This is a genomic window from Streptomyces sp. CA-179760 (assembly GCF_050937045.1).
GTDB lineage: Bacteria > Actinomycetota > Actinomycetes > Streptomycetales > Streptomycetaceae > Streptomyces.
Map to the genome: position 1 here is coordinate 4,891,024 of NZ_JBNJLZ010000001.1, position 15,422 is coordinate 4,906,445.

12 protein-coding genes are annotated in these 15,422 nt (G+C 70.6%); 8 read left to right on the forward strand and 4 right to left on the reverse strand.

The genetic code is table 11. The annotated features are described in order from the left end of the window. Positions 1-849: an ABC transporter permease gene (locus ACQEV8_RS22075; protein WP_432962726.1), complete on the reverse strand. Its 849-nt coding sequence runs from the start codon at positions 847-849 to the stop codon at positions 1-3. Next, complete coding sequence (locus ACQEV8_RS22080) at positions 846-1,880, reverse strand: ATP-binding cassette domain-containing protein (protein ID WP_432962728.1); 1,035 nt, start codon at positions 1,878-1,880, stop codon at positions 846-848. Before ACQEV8_RS22080 ends, ACQEV8_RS22075 begins: the two co-directional genes overlap by 4 nt. Before the next feature lie 169 nt (positions 1,881-2,049). On the opposite strand from ACQEV8_RS22080, the gene ACQEV8_RS22085 reads away from it, so the two are divergent. Beyond that, positions 2,050-3,039, forward strand: coding sequence for an NAD(P)H-quinone oxidoreductase (locus ACQEV8_RS22085; protein ID WP_432962730.1), 990 nt, complete (start codon positions 2,050-2,052; stop codon positions 3,037-3,039). Between the two features lie 21 nt (positions 3,040-3,060). Here the strand turns inward: ACQEV8_RS22085 and ACQEV8_RS22090 are convergent, their stop codons facing one another. After that, positions 3,061-3,558, reverse strand: a complete 498-nt coding sequence (locus ACQEV8_RS22090; protein WP_432962732.1) for a hypothetical protein — start codon at positions 3,556-3,558, stop codon at positions 3,061-3,063. Positions 3,559-3,894: 336 nt separating this feature from the next. Here ACQEV8_RS22090 and ACQEV8_RS22095 point away from each other — a divergent pair, with 336 nt between their 5' ends. Beyond that, positions 3,895-4,434: a bacterial proteasome activator family protein gene (locus ACQEV8_RS22095; protein WP_432962733.1), complete on the forward strand. Its 540-nt coding sequence runs from the start codon at positions 3,895-3,897 to the stop codon at positions 4,432-4,434. A 74-nt stretch (positions 4,435-4,508) separates the two neighbouring features. Here ACQEV8_RS22095 and ACQEV8_RS22100 read toward each other — a convergent pair whose 3' ends face one another. Continuing rightward, positions 4,509-6,155, reverse strand: a complete 1,647-nt coding sequence (locus tag ACQEV8_RS22100) for a protein kinase domain-containing protein (protein WP_432962735.1) — start codon at positions 6,153-6,155, stop codon at positions 4,509-4,511. A gap of 357 nt (positions 6,156-6,512) precedes the next feature. Here ACQEV8_RS22100 and ACQEV8_RS22105 point away from each other — a divergent pair, with 357 nt between their 5' ends. From ACQEV8_RS22105 to ACQEV8_RS22130, 6 genes are all read left to right on the forward strand, one after another. Next, positions 6,513-8,099 (forward strand): protein kinase domain-containing protein, encoded by a 1,587-nt coding sequence (locus tag ACQEV8_RS22105; RefSeq protein ID WP_432962737.1) that lies wholly within the window; start codon positions 6,513-6,515, stop codon positions 8,097-8,099. Positions 8,100-8,495: 396 nt separating this feature from the next. After that, positions 8,496-9,719 carry a pyruvate dehydrogenase (acetyl-transferring) E1 component subunit alpha gene (gene pdhA, locus ACQEV8_RS22110; RefSeq protein WP_432962739.1) on the forward strand — a complete coding sequence of 408 codons (1,224 nt, stop codon included), beginning with the start codon at positions 8,496-8,498 and terminating at the stop codon, positions 9,717-9,719. Position 9,720: 1 nt separating this feature from the next. Beyond that, positions 9,721-10,698, forward strand: a complete 978-nt coding sequence (locus ACQEV8_RS22115) for an alpha-ketoacid dehydrogenase subunit beta (RefSeq protein ID WP_432962741.1) — start codon at positions 9,721-9,723, stop codon at positions 10,696-10,698. A gap of 10 nt (positions 10,699-10,708) precedes the next feature. Further along, complete coding sequence (locus tag ACQEV8_RS22120) at positions 10,709-12,142, forward strand: dihydrolipoamide acetyltransferase family protein (RefSeq protein WP_432962743.1); 1,434 nt, start codon at positions 10,709-10,711, stop codon at positions 12,140-12,142. A gap of 155 nt (positions 12,143-12,297) precedes the next feature. Next, entirely contained in the window at positions 12,298-14,532 is a 2,235-nt protein-coding gene (locus ACQEV8_RS22125; protein ID WP_432962745.1) for a glycoside hydrolase domain-containing protein, read from the forward strand. 142 nt (positions 14,533-14,674) lie between these two features. Beyond that, a complete protein-coding gene (locus ACQEV8_RS22130) occupies positions 14,675-15,376 on the forward strand; it encodes a hypothetical protein (protein ID WP_432962747.1) in 702 nt (233 codons plus the stop codon). The last annotated feature ends 46 nt before the right edge of the window (positions 15,377-15,422 follow it).

Here is a 15,422-nt window from a genome sequence, read left to right on the forward strand (position 1 = left end):
TTACTTCCGGTTGTACAGCCGCATCGTGATCGGCCCGAAGACGAGGACGAACAGAGCGGCCCAGCCCAGCGACCAGGCGACCTCGTCGGCCGGCCAGTCGCCGCCCATCAGGCCGCGCACCGCCGACGCCAGATGGGTGATGGGGCTGTTGTTCACGAACGCCTGGAGCCAGCCCGGCATGGTCGTCGGGTCGACGAACACGTTGGACAGGAAGGTGAGCGGGAAGATCACCATCATGCTGACGCCCATCACCGACTTCTCGGTGCGCAGCATCAGTCCGAACATCGTCCAGATCCACGAGAAGGCGAACGAGAAGAGCACCAGCAGGGCGATCCCGGCGAGCACACCGCCGATCCCGCCGTCCGGCCGGTAGCCCAGGATCATGCCGACGGTGAGCATCACGACCGAGGCGATCGTGTACCGCAGGGCGTCGCCGAGCAGATAGCCGACCATGGTCGACGGCCGCCAGATCGGCAGGGTGCGGAACCGGTCGAAGACGCCCTTCTCGATGTCCGTGTTGACCGAGACACCCGTGTACATCGTGATCATCACGACCGACATCACGAGGATGCCCGGCAGCAGGAACTGGATGTACTCCTTCGGCGAGCCGGCCAGTGCCCCGCCGAACAGGTACGTGTACATCAGCACCATCATGATCGGGAAGGCCGTGACGTCGAAGAGCTGCTCCGGCACGTGCTTGATCTTGAGGATGGCCCGCCAGCCGAAGGTCATCGATGCCGACCAGGCGCTGGGCCGCGAGGGCCGCTCCTTGGCGATGAGCAGGGCCGCGAGGGACTCGGTGCTGACCGGGGCGAGTTCCTTGGCCTCGGTGGTCGTCGTGGTGCTCATGCCGCCACCTCGTCCTTCGGGTCGTGGGAGGCACCGGAGCCGGCCGGGCGGTCCGGGGCGTGCGTGTCGTGGCCGGTGAGGGCGAGGAACACCTCGTCCAGGCTGGGCTGGCCCAGTGAGAAGTTGTCGACGGTGATCCCGGCCGTGGACAGCTCGCTCAGCGCGCGGGACGCCTGCTGGGCCGCGGTGTCCTCGCTCGCCGCCGTACCGAGGCGCGCGGTCAGGGCCACGGGGTCGGGTTCCAGCTGCACCTTCGCGTCGAGGGTCCGGCGCAGCAGCTCGGCCGCGAGGACCCGCCGATCCGGATCTCTCAGCCGTAGATGGACGGATCCGGCGCCGACGGACGACTTCAGCTCGCCCTTGGTGCCCTCGGCGATCACCCGGCCGCGGTCGATGACGGCGATCCGGGACGCCAGCTGGTCGGCCTCGTCCAGATACTGCGTGGTCAGCAGCACGGTGGTGCCCTGGGCGACCACGGCGCGCACGATGTCCCACACCTGGTTGCGGCTGCGCGGATCGAGGCCCGTCGTCGGCTCGTCGAGGAACAGCAGGTCGGGGGTGCTGAGGATGGACGCGGCGATGTCGATCCGGCGCCGCATGCCGCCCGAATAGTGCTTGACCTGCTTCGCGGCGGCCTCCGTGAGCCCGAAGGCCTCCAGGAGCTGGGCGGCGCGGTCCCGGGCGGCCTTCTTGTGGTGTCCGAGCAGCCGGCCCAGCAGGACCAGGTTCTCGGTGCCGGTGAGGTCCTCGTCCACTGAGGCGTACTGGCCGGTGAGGCTCACCCGGGCGCGCACCTCGTCCGCCTCGCGGACGATGTCGTGGCCGAAGACATGCGCTTCGCCGCCGTCCGGTCGCAGGAGTGTGGCGAGCATCTTCACGGTGGTGGTCTTGCCGGCGCCGTTGGGGCCGAGGACGCCGTAGACCGTGCCCGCGGGCACGGACAGGTCGACTCCGTCGACGGCCCTGGTCTCGCCGAACGTCTTCACCAGGCCCGCGGTCTCGATCGCCAGGCCGGACGTCTGCGTGCTCATGCTTCGGGTCCTTCCGAGTACGTGGGCTACGCATGGGGAGACCTTTACGGTCGCGCAAACTCATCGGTCCCGCATATGGATTTTCGCCAGAACCGGATCAATGACGTAGAAGGAGCCGACCAGAGGAGGAGAGGACTCCGTCCGGCGACCGAGGAGTACCGTCCCAGTCATGTATGCGATCACGATTCCCGAACCCGGTGGGCCCGAGGCGCTGGTCTGGGACGAGGTCCCGGATCCCGTGCCCGGCGAGGGCGAGGTCCTGGTCGAGGTGACGGCCGGTGCCGTCAACCGGGCCGACATCCTGCAGCGGCAGGGCTTCTACGACCCGCCGCCCGGCACGCCCCCCTACCCCGGCCTGGAGTGCTCCGGGCGGATCGCCGGGATCGGCACCGGTGTCTCCGGCTGGAACGTGGGCGACGAGGTGTGCGCGCTGCTCTCCGGCGGCGGTTACGCCGAGAAGGTGGTGGTCCCGGCCGGACAACTGCTGCCCGTGCCCGAAGGCGTCGGGCTGCGGCAGGCCGCGGCACTGCCCGAGGTGACCTGCACGGTCTGGTCGAACGTCTTCATGATCGCCCACCTGCGCCCCGGCGAGACGCTCCTCGTGCACGGCGGCTCCAGCGGCATCGGCACGATGGCGATCCAGCTGGCCAAGGCCGTCGGTGCCAGGGTCGCCGTCACGGCGGGCACCAAGGAGAAGCTGGACCGGTGCGCCGAACTGGGTGCCGACATCCTGGTCAACTACCGGGAGCAGGACTTCGTCGATGAGGTCAGGAAGGCCACGGACGGCGCCGGTGCGGACGTCATCCTCGACAACATGGGCGCCAAGTACCTGGAGCGCAACGTCAAGGCCCTCGCCGTCAACGGCCGGCTCGCGATCATCGGCATGCAGGGCGGCGTCAAGGGCGAGCTGAACATCGGCGCGCTGCTCGCCAAGCGCGCCGCGATCAGTGCGACGTCCCTGCGGGCCCGTCCGCTGGAGGAGAAGGCGGCCATCGTCGCGGCCGTACGCGAACACGTCTGGCCCCTCTTCTCCGGCGGCCACCTGCGCCCCGTCATCGACCGCGAACTCCCCATGCGCGACGCCGCCGCCGCCCACCAGGTCCTGGAGGACAGCGGCCACATCGGCAAGGTGCTGCTGATCGCCCCGCAGGGGGCCTGAGAACGGTCCGGTCCAGGCCCCCTAGACGCGCCGCAGCCTGAGGCCGACGAACGCCAGGCCCAGCCCGAGTCCGATGAGCACCAGCCCGCTGCCCAGGGGCAGGATCCGCAGGACAGGCCCGACAGGTCGTTCGGCCTGGGCTGGGGCCTCACGTACGGGCGGGGCCGTCGGTGCGGGGGGCTCGGGGACAGCCTGCTCCCGGGACGCCTCGGGCACGGCGGTGGCCTCACGAGCCTCACCGGCTTCACGAGCCTCCCGCTCCTCCTCGGCCTCCTCCGGCCGCCCCGGCCGCTCCCGCCCCTCACCGGCCCGGGTCCCGGCCCGCGAGGTCTCGCCGGACGGGGACGGGGCCGAGGGAGCGGAGGGGGCCGGAACGGCCCGGGCCTCACCGTCGTACGCCAGGACAGACGCGAGGACAGAACCGTGGGCCTGAACAGATCCGCAGGGTGAGACGACCGCACCCGCCCCCAGGGCGACCACCAGTACGGTCGCCCGCAGTGCGCGTAGCCATGGAGTCACGTTGGTGACCCCCTCCCGCCGTGCCCGGTAGGGCAATCCCGGCAAGTTCGGTCATTTACAGGCAATCAGCCTCACATTCCCCTACACATCCGGCATGCCGGGTTCGGCCGACGGACGGAATCGCTGCACCATCCGGATATGCCGATACGTCACGGCCTCTTGGCGCCCGGAGGCCGGACCACTGCGAAACCCGTCTGCCGCGTCTCACCCGTGAGGCGGAACCGCCCTTGGGTGAGCAACCCGGGCACTGCCCGATACGTCTGTCGAAACAGGGTGGATCAGCTTCTTGTGGGGGCACCACGGAGGTGAGGTGCAGGCGTGCGAGAGAATGGCGACATGGAGATGCCGAGAAACGAACGGTCGCCGGAGAGCCCGCAGATCCTGGTCGTGGGCCAGGACGGTATGGCACTCGGTGGCGGCAGCGGAGACGAGGACTCCCGCGAGATCCCGGTCACGGAACAGGTGGAGCAGCCCGCCAAGGTCATGCGGATCGGCAGCATGATCAAGCAGCTGCTGGAGGAAGTGCGCGTGGCGCCCCTGGACGAGGCCAGCCGGGCCCGGCTCAAGGACATCCACGCCAGCTCGGTGAAGGAGCTGGAGGACGGTCTGGCGCCCGAGCTGGTCGAGGAGCTGGAGCGGCTCTCGCTGCCCTTCACCGACGAGGCGACCCCCAGCGACGCGGAACTGCGCATCGCGCAGGCCCAGCTGGTCGGCTGGCTCGAAGGGCTCTTCCACGGGATCCAGACGACGCTGTTCGCCCAGCAGATGGCCGCCCGCGCCCAGCTGGAGCAGATGCGCCGCGCCCTCCCGCCGGGTGTCGGTGACGGCCTCGACGAGCAGCAGCCGGGCGCCCGTTCGGGCGGGCCGTACCTCTAGGACCGGTACCTACCCGCCCGAACGAAAAGGGCCCAGCGGCCGAAGCCGCCGGGCCCTTCCCCATGTCCGGGGCGTCAGGACGGCGGGTTGCCCGTCGAGACGTTGAGCTCGATGACCGGCATGTCGTCGGGGTCGACGTCGGTGCCCTTGGACGGGAACTGGTTCATGACCGTGCCCTCGCCGTAGGTGTTCTCGTCCACGTTCTTGGTGCTGACCTGCCAGCCGGCCGCCTGGGCACAGGACTTGACCGACGCGATGTTCATGAACTTGAAGTCCGGGATCTGGATCTTCTCGGGGTCGTTGTACGACTCCTCCGGCTCCGTGCACTCCTCGGTGTCGATCGTCCTCGACGTGTCCGGCCCGCGGTAACCGGCCTTCTTGGAGGCCGAGGCCGAGGCGCTCGCGCCGCTGCCCCCGCCGCCCTTGTCGTCCTTGCCGCCGCCGTTCATCAGCAGGGCCGTGACCAGTCCGCCGACCGCGAGCACGGACACGATGACGGAGCCGATGATCACCGGCTTGTTGGTCTTGCCGCCGCCCTGCGGGGCGGGCGCGGTCTGGGGCGTGAGGTTGTACGGCGGCGGGGTCGACGGGCCCGGCTGCGGGGAGTACGCGGCCGGGTTCGGCGTCTGGTAGCCGCCCTGCTGCGGATAGCCGTACGCCGGGGACGGCGCCGACGGGGCGGGGGTGCCGTACGGGTTCGGCGGCGGGGTCGGCTGGTACGGCGTCTGGACCTGGCCCGAGGCGGCCGGGGGCGCCTGGTCGACCGGCGGGAACACGGCCGAGCCGACGCCCGCGCCGCTCGGTGCCTGGGTGCCCGGGACGATGCTCGGCGGGGCGGCCTGGAACGACGCCGCCACCCGCAGGCACTCGTCGCGCATCGCCTCGGAGCTGGGGAAACGCTCGTTGGGATTCTTCTTCAGCGCCCGGGCGATCAGCGCGTCCACGGCCGGCGGCAGCGCGCGGTTGATCGTGGACGGAACCGGCGGCTCCTCCTGGACGTGTGCATACGCGATGGCCAGCGGCGAGTCCGCCTCGAACGGCAGCCGCCCGGTGACCAGCTGGAACAGCATGATGCCGACCGAGTACAGGTCGGAGCGGGCGTCCACACCGCGGCCGAGGGCCTGTTCCGGCGAGAGGTACTGCGGGGTGCCGACGACCATCCCGGTCTGCGTCATGGACGTCACGCCGGACTGCATGGCGCGGGCGATGCCGAAGTCCATGACCTTGACCACACCGCGCTTGGTCATCATCACGTTGCCCGGCTTGATGTCGCGGTGGACCAGGCCCATCTCGTGGCTGATCTCCAGCGCGGCCAGCACATCCGCCGTGATCTTCAGCGCCTTGTCGGCGGGCATCGCGCCCTGCCGCGCCACGTCCTCGTCGAGGACCGAGCCGAGCGGGCGGCCCTCGACGTACTCCATGACGATGTACGGCGTCGTCATGGAGTCGAGGGTGTCCTCGCCGGTGTCGAAGACCGAGACGATGTTGGTGTGCGTGAGCTTGGCCACGGACTGGGCCTCGCGGCGGAACCGCTCGCGGAAGGCCTGCTCCCTGCCGAGCTCGGTGTGAAGTGTCTTGATCGCGACCTGCCGGTCGAGCACGCTGTCGTACGCGAGGTGCACCGAGGCCATGCCGCCCTGGCCGAGGAGGTCACGCAGCTGATAGCGGCCACTGGCGAGCGCCCGCCCCGTGTACTGCCCCTGTGCGCCGTCCTGGCTCATGTTCCGTGTCCCCCGTAGCTCCTTGAGGAGCTGCTGCCGATCCGTCTGATCCGTCAGATCCGTCGTTGATCCAAACCGCCATTCCCGGCCAAGTCTGCCCCAGGGCACGGACACGTCAAGCTCGGTGCCCGTTCCGTGACCGTACGCGAAAGAAGCGTCGCGGAAGCGTTACCGGGGACGTGCGGCCGGTACACAGAATTTGCACGAGAGTGCTGAGTAAAGGTTTCATGGCGCGTCCGTCCCGTGCCGGTCCCGGCACCCGTCTCGGACCGGCGGCTTGCGCGGAGGCTGTAGCGTGGCCGACGGAGACCGTAACAACACCGCGCGCACCGCGGGCAGAAACGACGGCGAGGACTGATGGCACAGCAGCAGCGCGCTCAGGGCCCGTCCGAACCCGAGGCGACTGGCGGCGGCATGTCGGACGCGCCGGAGGTCTGGGGTAACGGCGGGTTGGTCGGGGACGGCCGGTACCGGCTGACCCACAGACTCGGCCGGGGCGGCATGGCCGAGGTGTTCGCCGCCGAGGACGTCCGCCTCGGGCGCACCGTCGCTGTCAAGCTGCTCCGTTCCGACCTCGCCGAGGACCCGGTGTCCAAGGCGCGCTTCACACGTGAGGCCCAGTCGGTGGCGGGCCTCAACCACCACGCGATCGTCGCCGTGTACGACTCCGGCGAGGACATCGTGGGCGGTCAGCCGCTCCCCTATATCGTCATGGAGCTGGTCGAGGGCCGCACCATCCGCGACCTGCTGCTGAACGCGGAGGCGCCGGGCCCCGAGCAGGCCCTGATCATCGTCTCGGGCGTCCTGGAGGCGCTGGCCTACTCGCACCAGCACGGCATCGTGCACCGCGACATCAAGCCTGCCAACGTCATCATCACGCACAACGGCGCCGTGAAGGTGATGGACTTCGGCATCGCCCGCGCCCTGCACGGCGCGCAGTCCACGATGACGCAGACCGGCATGGTCATGGGCACCCCGCAGTACCTGTCCCCGGAGCAGGCGCTCGGCAAGGCCGTCGACCACCGCTCCGACCTGTACGCCACGGGCTGCCTGCTCTACGAACTCCTCTCGCTGCGCCCGCCGTTCACCGGCGAGACCCCGCTGTCGGTGGTCTACCAGCACGTCCAGGACATCCCGACGCCGCCGTCCGAGGCCTCCGACGTCTGCCCGCCGGAGCTGGACGGCATGGTCATGCGCTCCCTCGCCAAGGAGCCCGACGACCGTTTCCAGACGGCCGAGGAGATGCGCGGGCTGGTCCAGTACGCGCTCCAGATGCTCTACGACCAGGGCGGCCACACCGGCACCTGGAACACCGGCCCGGTCGACATGCACGACGGCCGGCACACCCCGTCGGGCGGCTTCGCCCACACGGCCGTGATGGGCCACCCCGGTGATGTCTCCGGCACCGCTCAGATCCCCTCGCCGATACTCCCCGCCGGCTACGGCGGCGGGGACGACGGCGGCTTCGAGGGCCGCGGCAACAAGGGCAGCGGCCGCGGCAAGATGTGGATCCTCGCCGTGCTCGCGGTGATCGCCGTGGCGGCGGGTGTCGCCCTGGCGCTGCAGAACATGGGCGGCGACACGAAGGATCCCACCGACAACAAGAAGTCGCCCACCACCTCGCAGACGGAGGAGAAGAAGACTCCGAGCGAGACGCCGAGCGACGAGACGACGGATGAGCCGACCGACACGTCGACGGACGACGGCACCGGCACGAGCTCCGGCGGCGGCGGATGGACCCCGTCGTACACCCCGTCCTACACGCCGTCCCCGACCACTCCCGAGACGCCGACGGACCAGCCGACGGACCAGCCGACCACCGCGGAGCCGACCGGCGAGCCGACGGACGAGGAGCCCTCGGACCCGGAGACGCCGCCGGACGACACGGGCGGCACGGACGCGGGCGCCACGGGCGGCGGCGTCGTCGCCGGCGCGGAGGGCTGACCCGGACAACGAACGACGCACGATCCACGCGCGCGTGGGACCCGGAAACGGGGCCCACGCGCGCGTGCCGTTTCGGCGCGCCCACAAGTCAACTCTTCCCGTGACCTGGGTCACCGGGTTAACGTGCGGTAGCTCCGGCCTCCTGCAAGGCTGTGACCAGGGCCCCTTCACCACCTTTCCGATTTACTTGGAAATCCAAGCAAAATCGCAGGTCAGATGGGGTTTCACAGAAATGTGGAGCACTGGGTAACGTGCTTGTTGCAGGGCGCTCGCCGGGGCACCTGTCACGCCTGTTCCCGGCCGAGTGGCACCCACCCCGTGCCCCGGTGGTCGAGAACAGGTGAGCCGCACTGGCCTACCGGCAACCCCGGGGGCCGGACCGACGGAGGAGCACACGTGACCGTGGAGAGCACTGCCGCGCGCACATCGCGACGCAGCGCCGGAAGCAAGGCCGGCACCACCGGCACCAAGGGCACCACCCGCGCGCCTGCCAAGAAGGCCGCGGCCGCGAAGAAGCCCGCAGCCGCGAAGAAGGCCGCCGAGCCCCAGCTCGTGCAGCTGCTGACGCCCGAGGGTAAGCGCGTCAAGAACGCCGAGTACGACAAGTACGTCGCCGGGGTCACCCCGGAAGAGCTCCGCGGCCTGTACCGCGACATGGTGCTCACCCGCCGCTTCGACGCCGAGGCCACCGCCCTGCAGCGCCAGGGCGAGCTGGGCCTGTGGGCCTCGCTGCTCGGCCAGGAGGCCGCCCAGATCGGCTCCGGCCGCGCCACCCGCGAGGACGACTACGTCTTCCCGACCTACCGCGAGCACGGCGTCGCCTGGTGCCGCGGGGTGGACCCGACCAACCTGCTCGGCATGTTCCGGGGTGTGAACAACGGCGGCTGGGACCCGAACAGCAACAACTTCCAGCTCTACACGATCGTCATCGGCTCCCAGACGCTGCACGCCACCGGCTACGCGATGGGCGTGGCCAAGGACGGTGCCGACAGCGCGGTGATCGCCTACTTCGGCGACGGCGCCTCCAGCCAGGGCGACGTGGCCGAGTCGTTCACCTTCTCCGCGGTCTACAACGCCCCGGTCGTGTTCTTCTGCCAGAACAACCAGTGGGCCATCTCCGAGCCCACCGAGAAGCAGTCCCGCGTCCCGATCTACCAGCGCGCGCAGGGCTTCGGCTTCCCGGGCGTACGGGTCGACGGCAACGACGTGCTCGCCTGCCTCGCGGTCACCCGCTGGGCCCTGGAGCGGGCCCGTGCCGGCGAGGGCCCGACCCTCGTCGAGGCGTTCACCTACCGCATGGGCGCCCACACCACCTCCGACGACCCGAGCCGCTACCGGGGCGACGAGGAGCGCCAGGCCTGGGAGGCCAAGGACCCGATCCTGCGCCTTCGCCGGTTCCTGGAGACCTCAAACCACGCGGACGAGGGATTCTTCGAGGAACTGGAGACCGAGTCCGAGGCGTTGGGAAAACGAGTGCGCGAGGCGGTCCGTGCCATGCCGGACCCGGACCACTTCGCGATCTTCGAGAACGTCTACGCGGACGGACACGCGCTCGTCGACGAGGAGCGCGCCCAGTTCGCCGCGTACCAGGCGTCGTTCGCGGATGAGGGGGGCAACTGACATGGCCGACAAGATGGCACTCGCCAAAGCGATCAACGAGTCGCTGCGCCACGCCCTGGAGGCCGACCCCAAGGTCCTGATCATGGGCGAGGACGTCGGAAAGCTCGGCGGCGTCTTCCGGGTGACGGACGGCCTGCAGAAGGACTTCGGCGAGAGCCGCGTCATCGACACCCCGCTGGCCGAGTCGGGCATCGTCGGCACGGCGATCGGCCTGGCCCTGCGCGGCTACCGCCCGGTGGTGGAGATCCAGTTCGACGGCTTCGTCTTCCCGGCGTACGACCAGATCGTCACACAGCTCGCGAAGATGCACGCCCGCTCCCTGGGCAAGGTCAAGCTCCCGGTCGTCGTGCGCATCCCCTACGGCGGCGGCATCGGCGCGGTGGAGCACCACTCGGAGTCCCCCGAGGCGCTCTTCGCGCACGTCTCGGGACTGAAGATCGTCAGCCCGTCCAACTCCTCGGACGCGTACTGGATGATGCAGCAGGCCATCCAGAGCGACGACCCGGTGATCTTCTTCGAGCCCAAGCGCCGCTACTGGGACAAGGCCGAGGTCAACACCGAGGCGATCCCGGGCCCGCTGCACAAGGCCCAGGTGGTCCGCGAGGGCACCGACCTCACCCTCGCCGCCTACGGCCCGATGGTGAAGCTCTGCATGGAGGTCGCGAACGCGGCCGCCGAGGAGGGCAGGAACCTGGAGGTCCTGGACCTGCGCTCGGTCTCCCCGCTCGACTTCGACTCGATCCAGACGTCGGTGGAGAAGACCCGCCGCCTGGTCGTCGTCCATGAGGCCCCGGTGTTCTTCGGTTCGGGCGCGGAGATCGCCGCGCGGATCACGGAGCGCTGCTTCTACCACCTGGAGGCCCCGGTGCTCCGCGTCGGCGGCTACCACGCGCCGTACCCGCCTGCCCGCCTGGAGGAGGAGTACCTGCCGAACCTGGACCGGGTGCTGGATGCCGTCGACCGCTCGCTGGCGTACTGAGGAGAGGGTCGTGACGACGATGACGGAAGCGTCCGTACGCGAGTTCAAGATGCCGGACGTGGGTGAGGGGCTCACCGAGGCCGAGATCCTCAAGTGGTTCGTCCAGCCCGGCGACACGGTCACCGACGGCCAGGTGGTGTGCGAGGTCGAGACGGCGAAGGCCGCCGTCGAGCTGCCCATCCCGTACGACGGCGTGGTCAGGGATCTGCACTTCCCCGAGGGCACCACGGTCGACGTGGGCACGTCGATCATCGCGGTCGACGTGAGCGGAGGGGCCGCGCCCGAGGCCGGGACCGCGCCCGCCGCCGAGCAGCCCGCGGCGCCCCGGCCCGCGGAGGAGCCCAAGGCGGAGGGCTCGGGCCGCCAGCCGGTCCTCGTCGGCTACGGCGTGGCGGCCTCGTCCACCCGCCGTCGCCCCCGCAAGGGCCCGGAGGTCCCCGTCCAGCAGGTCTCGACGGCGATCCAGACGGAGCTGAACGGCCATGGAGGGGCGCCCTCGGCCGCCGCCACCGCAGCCCCCGCCGTCAAGGAACGCCCGCTGGCCAAGCCCCCGGTCCGCAAGCTGGCCAAGGACCTGGGCGTCGACCTGACGACGGTCGCCCCGACCGGCCCGGACGGCATCATCACCCGCGATGACGTGCACGCGGCGGTGGCCCAGCCGCAGGCACCGCGGCCGGAGGTCCCCGCCGTCCCCGCGACCGCCGCCCCGGCACCCGCGCCGGCCGTCGTGTCGTACGACACGACCCGCGAGACCCGCATCCCGGTCAAGGGCGTCCGCAAGGCGACGGCGGCGGCGATGGTCGGCTCGGCGTTCACGGCGCCGCATGTCACGGAGTTCGTGACGGTCGACGTGACGCGCACGATGAAGCTGGTCGAGGAGCTGAAGGAGGACAAGGAGTTCGCGGGCCTGCGCGTGAACCCCCTCCTGCTGATCTCCAAGGCACTGCTCGTCGCGATCAGGCGCAACCCGGACGTCAACGCGTCCTGGGACGAGGCCGCCCAGGAGATCGTGGTCAAGCACTACGTGAACCTGGGCATCGCGGCCGCGACCCCGCGCGGCCTGATCGTCCCGAACATCAAGGACGCCCACGCCAAGACGCTGCCGCGGCTCGCCGAGTCGCTGGGCGAACTGGTGTCGACGGCCCGGGACGGCAAGACGTCCCCGGCGGCCATGCAGGGCGGCACGGTGACGATCACCAACGTCGGCGTCTTCGGCGTCGACACGGGCACGCCGATCCTCAACCCCGGCGAGTCCGCGATCCTCGCGGTCGGCGCGATCAAGCTCCAGCCGTGGGTCCACAAGGGCAAGGTGAAGCCCCGCCAGGTCACCACCCTGGCCCTGTCCTTCGACCACCGTCTGGTCGACGGCGAGCTGGGTTCGAAGGTCCTGGCGGACGTGGCGGCGATCCTGGAGCAGCCGAAGCGTCTGATCACCTGGGCGTGAGCCGAAACGCCGGCGGCCCCCTGCCCTCGGGCGGGGGGCCGCCGGCGTCTGTCCGGAGAGTTCGCCGACCGTATGCCGAACCGCTTATGAAGCTCCCCAGATCTCTCCCAAATACCGCACAGTAAGCGGTTTAGCCGGACATACGATCACTCTCCATGCGCAACGCCATGGTGCTCAAGGCCCAGAGATTCGTGAACTCCGTCTACGGCAGCCGTATCGGCACGACCGTGGAGGAGACCGGCGAGGCCGACTGGGCGACCCTGTACGCCCTGACCCGTGCGTTGCAGTACGAGCTGGGCATCACGGCGCTGTCCGACAGCTTCGGTCCCACGACGCTGTCCACGCTGACCGCCAAGTACCCCGAGCTCGACGCGGACACGGTCCCCTCTCCCGATTTCTGCCGCGTCATCCAGTCCGGTCTGTACTGCAAGGGGTACGACGGCGGCGACCTGGACGGCACGTACGGGGAGCGGACCCGGGCGGCCGTCACGAAGCTGAAGACGGACATGGGCGTCGAACAGGCCCTGCCCGGCGCCGGTCTGACGCCCAAGGTGTTCAAGGCACTGCTGACGATGGACTCGTACGTCCTCGGTGACTCCGGAACCCGGCAGGTCCGTGATGTGCAGCGCTGGCTCAACGGCCGCTACCTCGCCCGGCAGGACTTCTTCGCCGTGGCCTGTGACGGGCGGGTGTCCCGGGACACGGCCAGGGCGCTGGTCCTGGGCGTGCAGTACGAGCTCGGCATGGCGGACGGCACCGCCAACGGGAACTTCGGCCCCGGCACCCAGTCGGCCCTGAAGGCGCACGCCGTGCTCCAGGGCGACCAGGGCGTCTGGGTCCGGATGTTCTCCGCCGGGATGGTCGTCAACCGGCGGCCCGTCGCCCTCACGGACAGCTTCGACTCCTACCTCGCCGCCGCCGTCCGGGCCTTCCAGAGCTTCGTCGCGCTCCCGGTCACGGGCGAGGGCGACTTCGCCACCTCAGCCTCCCTGCTGGCGTCCTACGGTGACCAGTCACGCCAGGGGAAGGCCTGCGACACGGTCGCGAAGGTCACCCCGGAGCGGGCGGCGACGCTCAAGGCGGCCGGCATCACGTACGTCGGCCGCTACCTCACCAACCCGAGCGCCACGTCCCTGCCGGAGAAGGCGATACAGCCGGGCGAGCTCACGACCATCGCCGAGCACGGCCTGCGCTGCTTCCCGATCTACCAGACGGTGAACAACGACGCCTCGGACTTCGACTACGTCGCCGGGCGGACGGCCGGGTACGCGGCGGTCAACGCCGCCCTGGACCACGGTTTCAGGAAGGGCACGCGGATCTTCTTCGCGGTCGACTTCGACGCCATCGACGCCGAGATCACCGCGCACGTCCTGCCTCACTTCAAGGGCGTCAAGGAGGCGATGGCGGACTCCGGCCACCCGTACGAGATCGGCGTCTACGGCTCCCGCAACGTCTGCGCGCGGGTCGGCGCGGCCGGCAGCTCCACGGCGAGCTTCGTGGCCGACATGTCCCCGGGCTTCGACGGCAACGCCGGGCGCCCGCTGCCCGGCGACTGGGCCTACGACCAGTTCGTCGTCCGCACCCTCGGCTCGGGCGACGGGCAGCTCGAGGTGGACGTCGACATCGCCTCCGGACGGGACACCGGGCAGGGCGTGTTCGACCGGCCGCGGCCCGCCGTCCCGGACGTCGCCTTCGACACCCGCCAGGTGCCCGCGCTGCGGTCCGACCTCTCGCGGTACATGCGGTCGATCGGGCGGCCGGACCTGGGCGGCATCGGGAGTGACGCGCGGCTCTGGACCAACGCCCAGGCCGTCGGCGCGATCCAGGACCAGGACGAGCTGATCACCGGGCTGTCGCACACGTACTCGATGCGCAAGGCCCTGATCCAGACGGTCGTCTACTGGGCCATGCGCGACTACGGCCTGTCCGACCAGGCCACCGACCAGCAGGTCGCCGACCACCACCTCACCGGCTCCGGCTCCGTCAGGGACTCGCCCACCGGCATCGGCGAGATCAGCGCGACCGACGCCATCCAGGCCTGGAACCACTGCGTCGGCTGGGGCTACACCACCGGCGACCACCGCGACCCGGGCAAGGACGCCGACCTCTGGGCCGTGTGGCAGCGGCTGAACAAGGACAACGCGTTCAGCGTGCGCACCGCGGCCCTGATCCATCTGTGGGGCACCCGGGGCAGGCCCGGCGGCCGACTGCCGCCCGGTGACCGTGTCACCACCCCGCGGTCCATGCGCCTGGACCTCGCCGAGTTCGAGATCACCGAACTCCTGCGCCGTTACCGGGCCTGGGACCCCGACGTCGAGGCCCAGACGCACCGGAGCCTGGCCGTCTACCAGATCTTCGAGAAGTACAACAGCATCGCTCGTCACGCGTGAACCGCCGGAATGAGAGACCGTTGAACCTCAACCTCCCCAGTTCCCCCGCATCACCCGCAGAGGGCCCCGCCCGGCCGCCGCGCACCGCCGCGGACTGTCCCGCCGTGCCCTGCTCGGCCGTGTCGCCGCCCTCGGCGGTGCCGTGGGCGTCGCCGCCCTGCCCGTCTCGCAGTTCCTGTCCCAGGCGTACGCCGACGCGCACAACCCCATTCCGGCCCGCGTACGGGACGCCCTGCGCAGCGCGCAGGATCGGACCCGGCGCGTGCGGGCCGGTTCGCGCTCCCACAACGGCTGGGAGATGGAGAACGTCGCCGACGACGGCGGCACCGTCTACACCCGGCCCGTCCCCGGCACCCCGCTCAAGGGGGTCGCCGTACGGATGGGCGACGTGGAGACCGTCCTCGTCCACCTGGTGCGCCGGTTCCACTACGAGGTCGACGCCCTGCGCCGGGGCGACGTCGTCGGCTGGCAGGACCCGTCCGGGGTCGGCAGGGGCCGGCCGGAGTCCAATCTGGCGTCGGGCACGGCGGTACGGATCCGGCCGGGCTTCCACCCGCGCGGCGTCCGGGGCGGCTTCTTCCCGCAGCAGGAGGTCGTGATCCGCGACATCCTCGCCGAACTCGACGGTGTCGTCCGCTGGGGCGGCGACGACCGTACGCCCGACGAGTCGCTGTTCTCCGTCGACGTACGGCCCGGCGACCAGCGGCTGGCCCGCGTCGCGGCACGGGTCCGCGGCTGGCAGCTGGAGCCGGGAGCCGGGGCGGGCTCGCCCGTGAACGTGCTGGCCGGGGGGCGGCGGAAGGCGGCCCGGGCGCTGGAGCGCCGTCAGCGGAGCGCCGTTTGACATCGGAAGGGGGCTCACCGCCGATGGCGGTGAGCCCCCTTCGTTC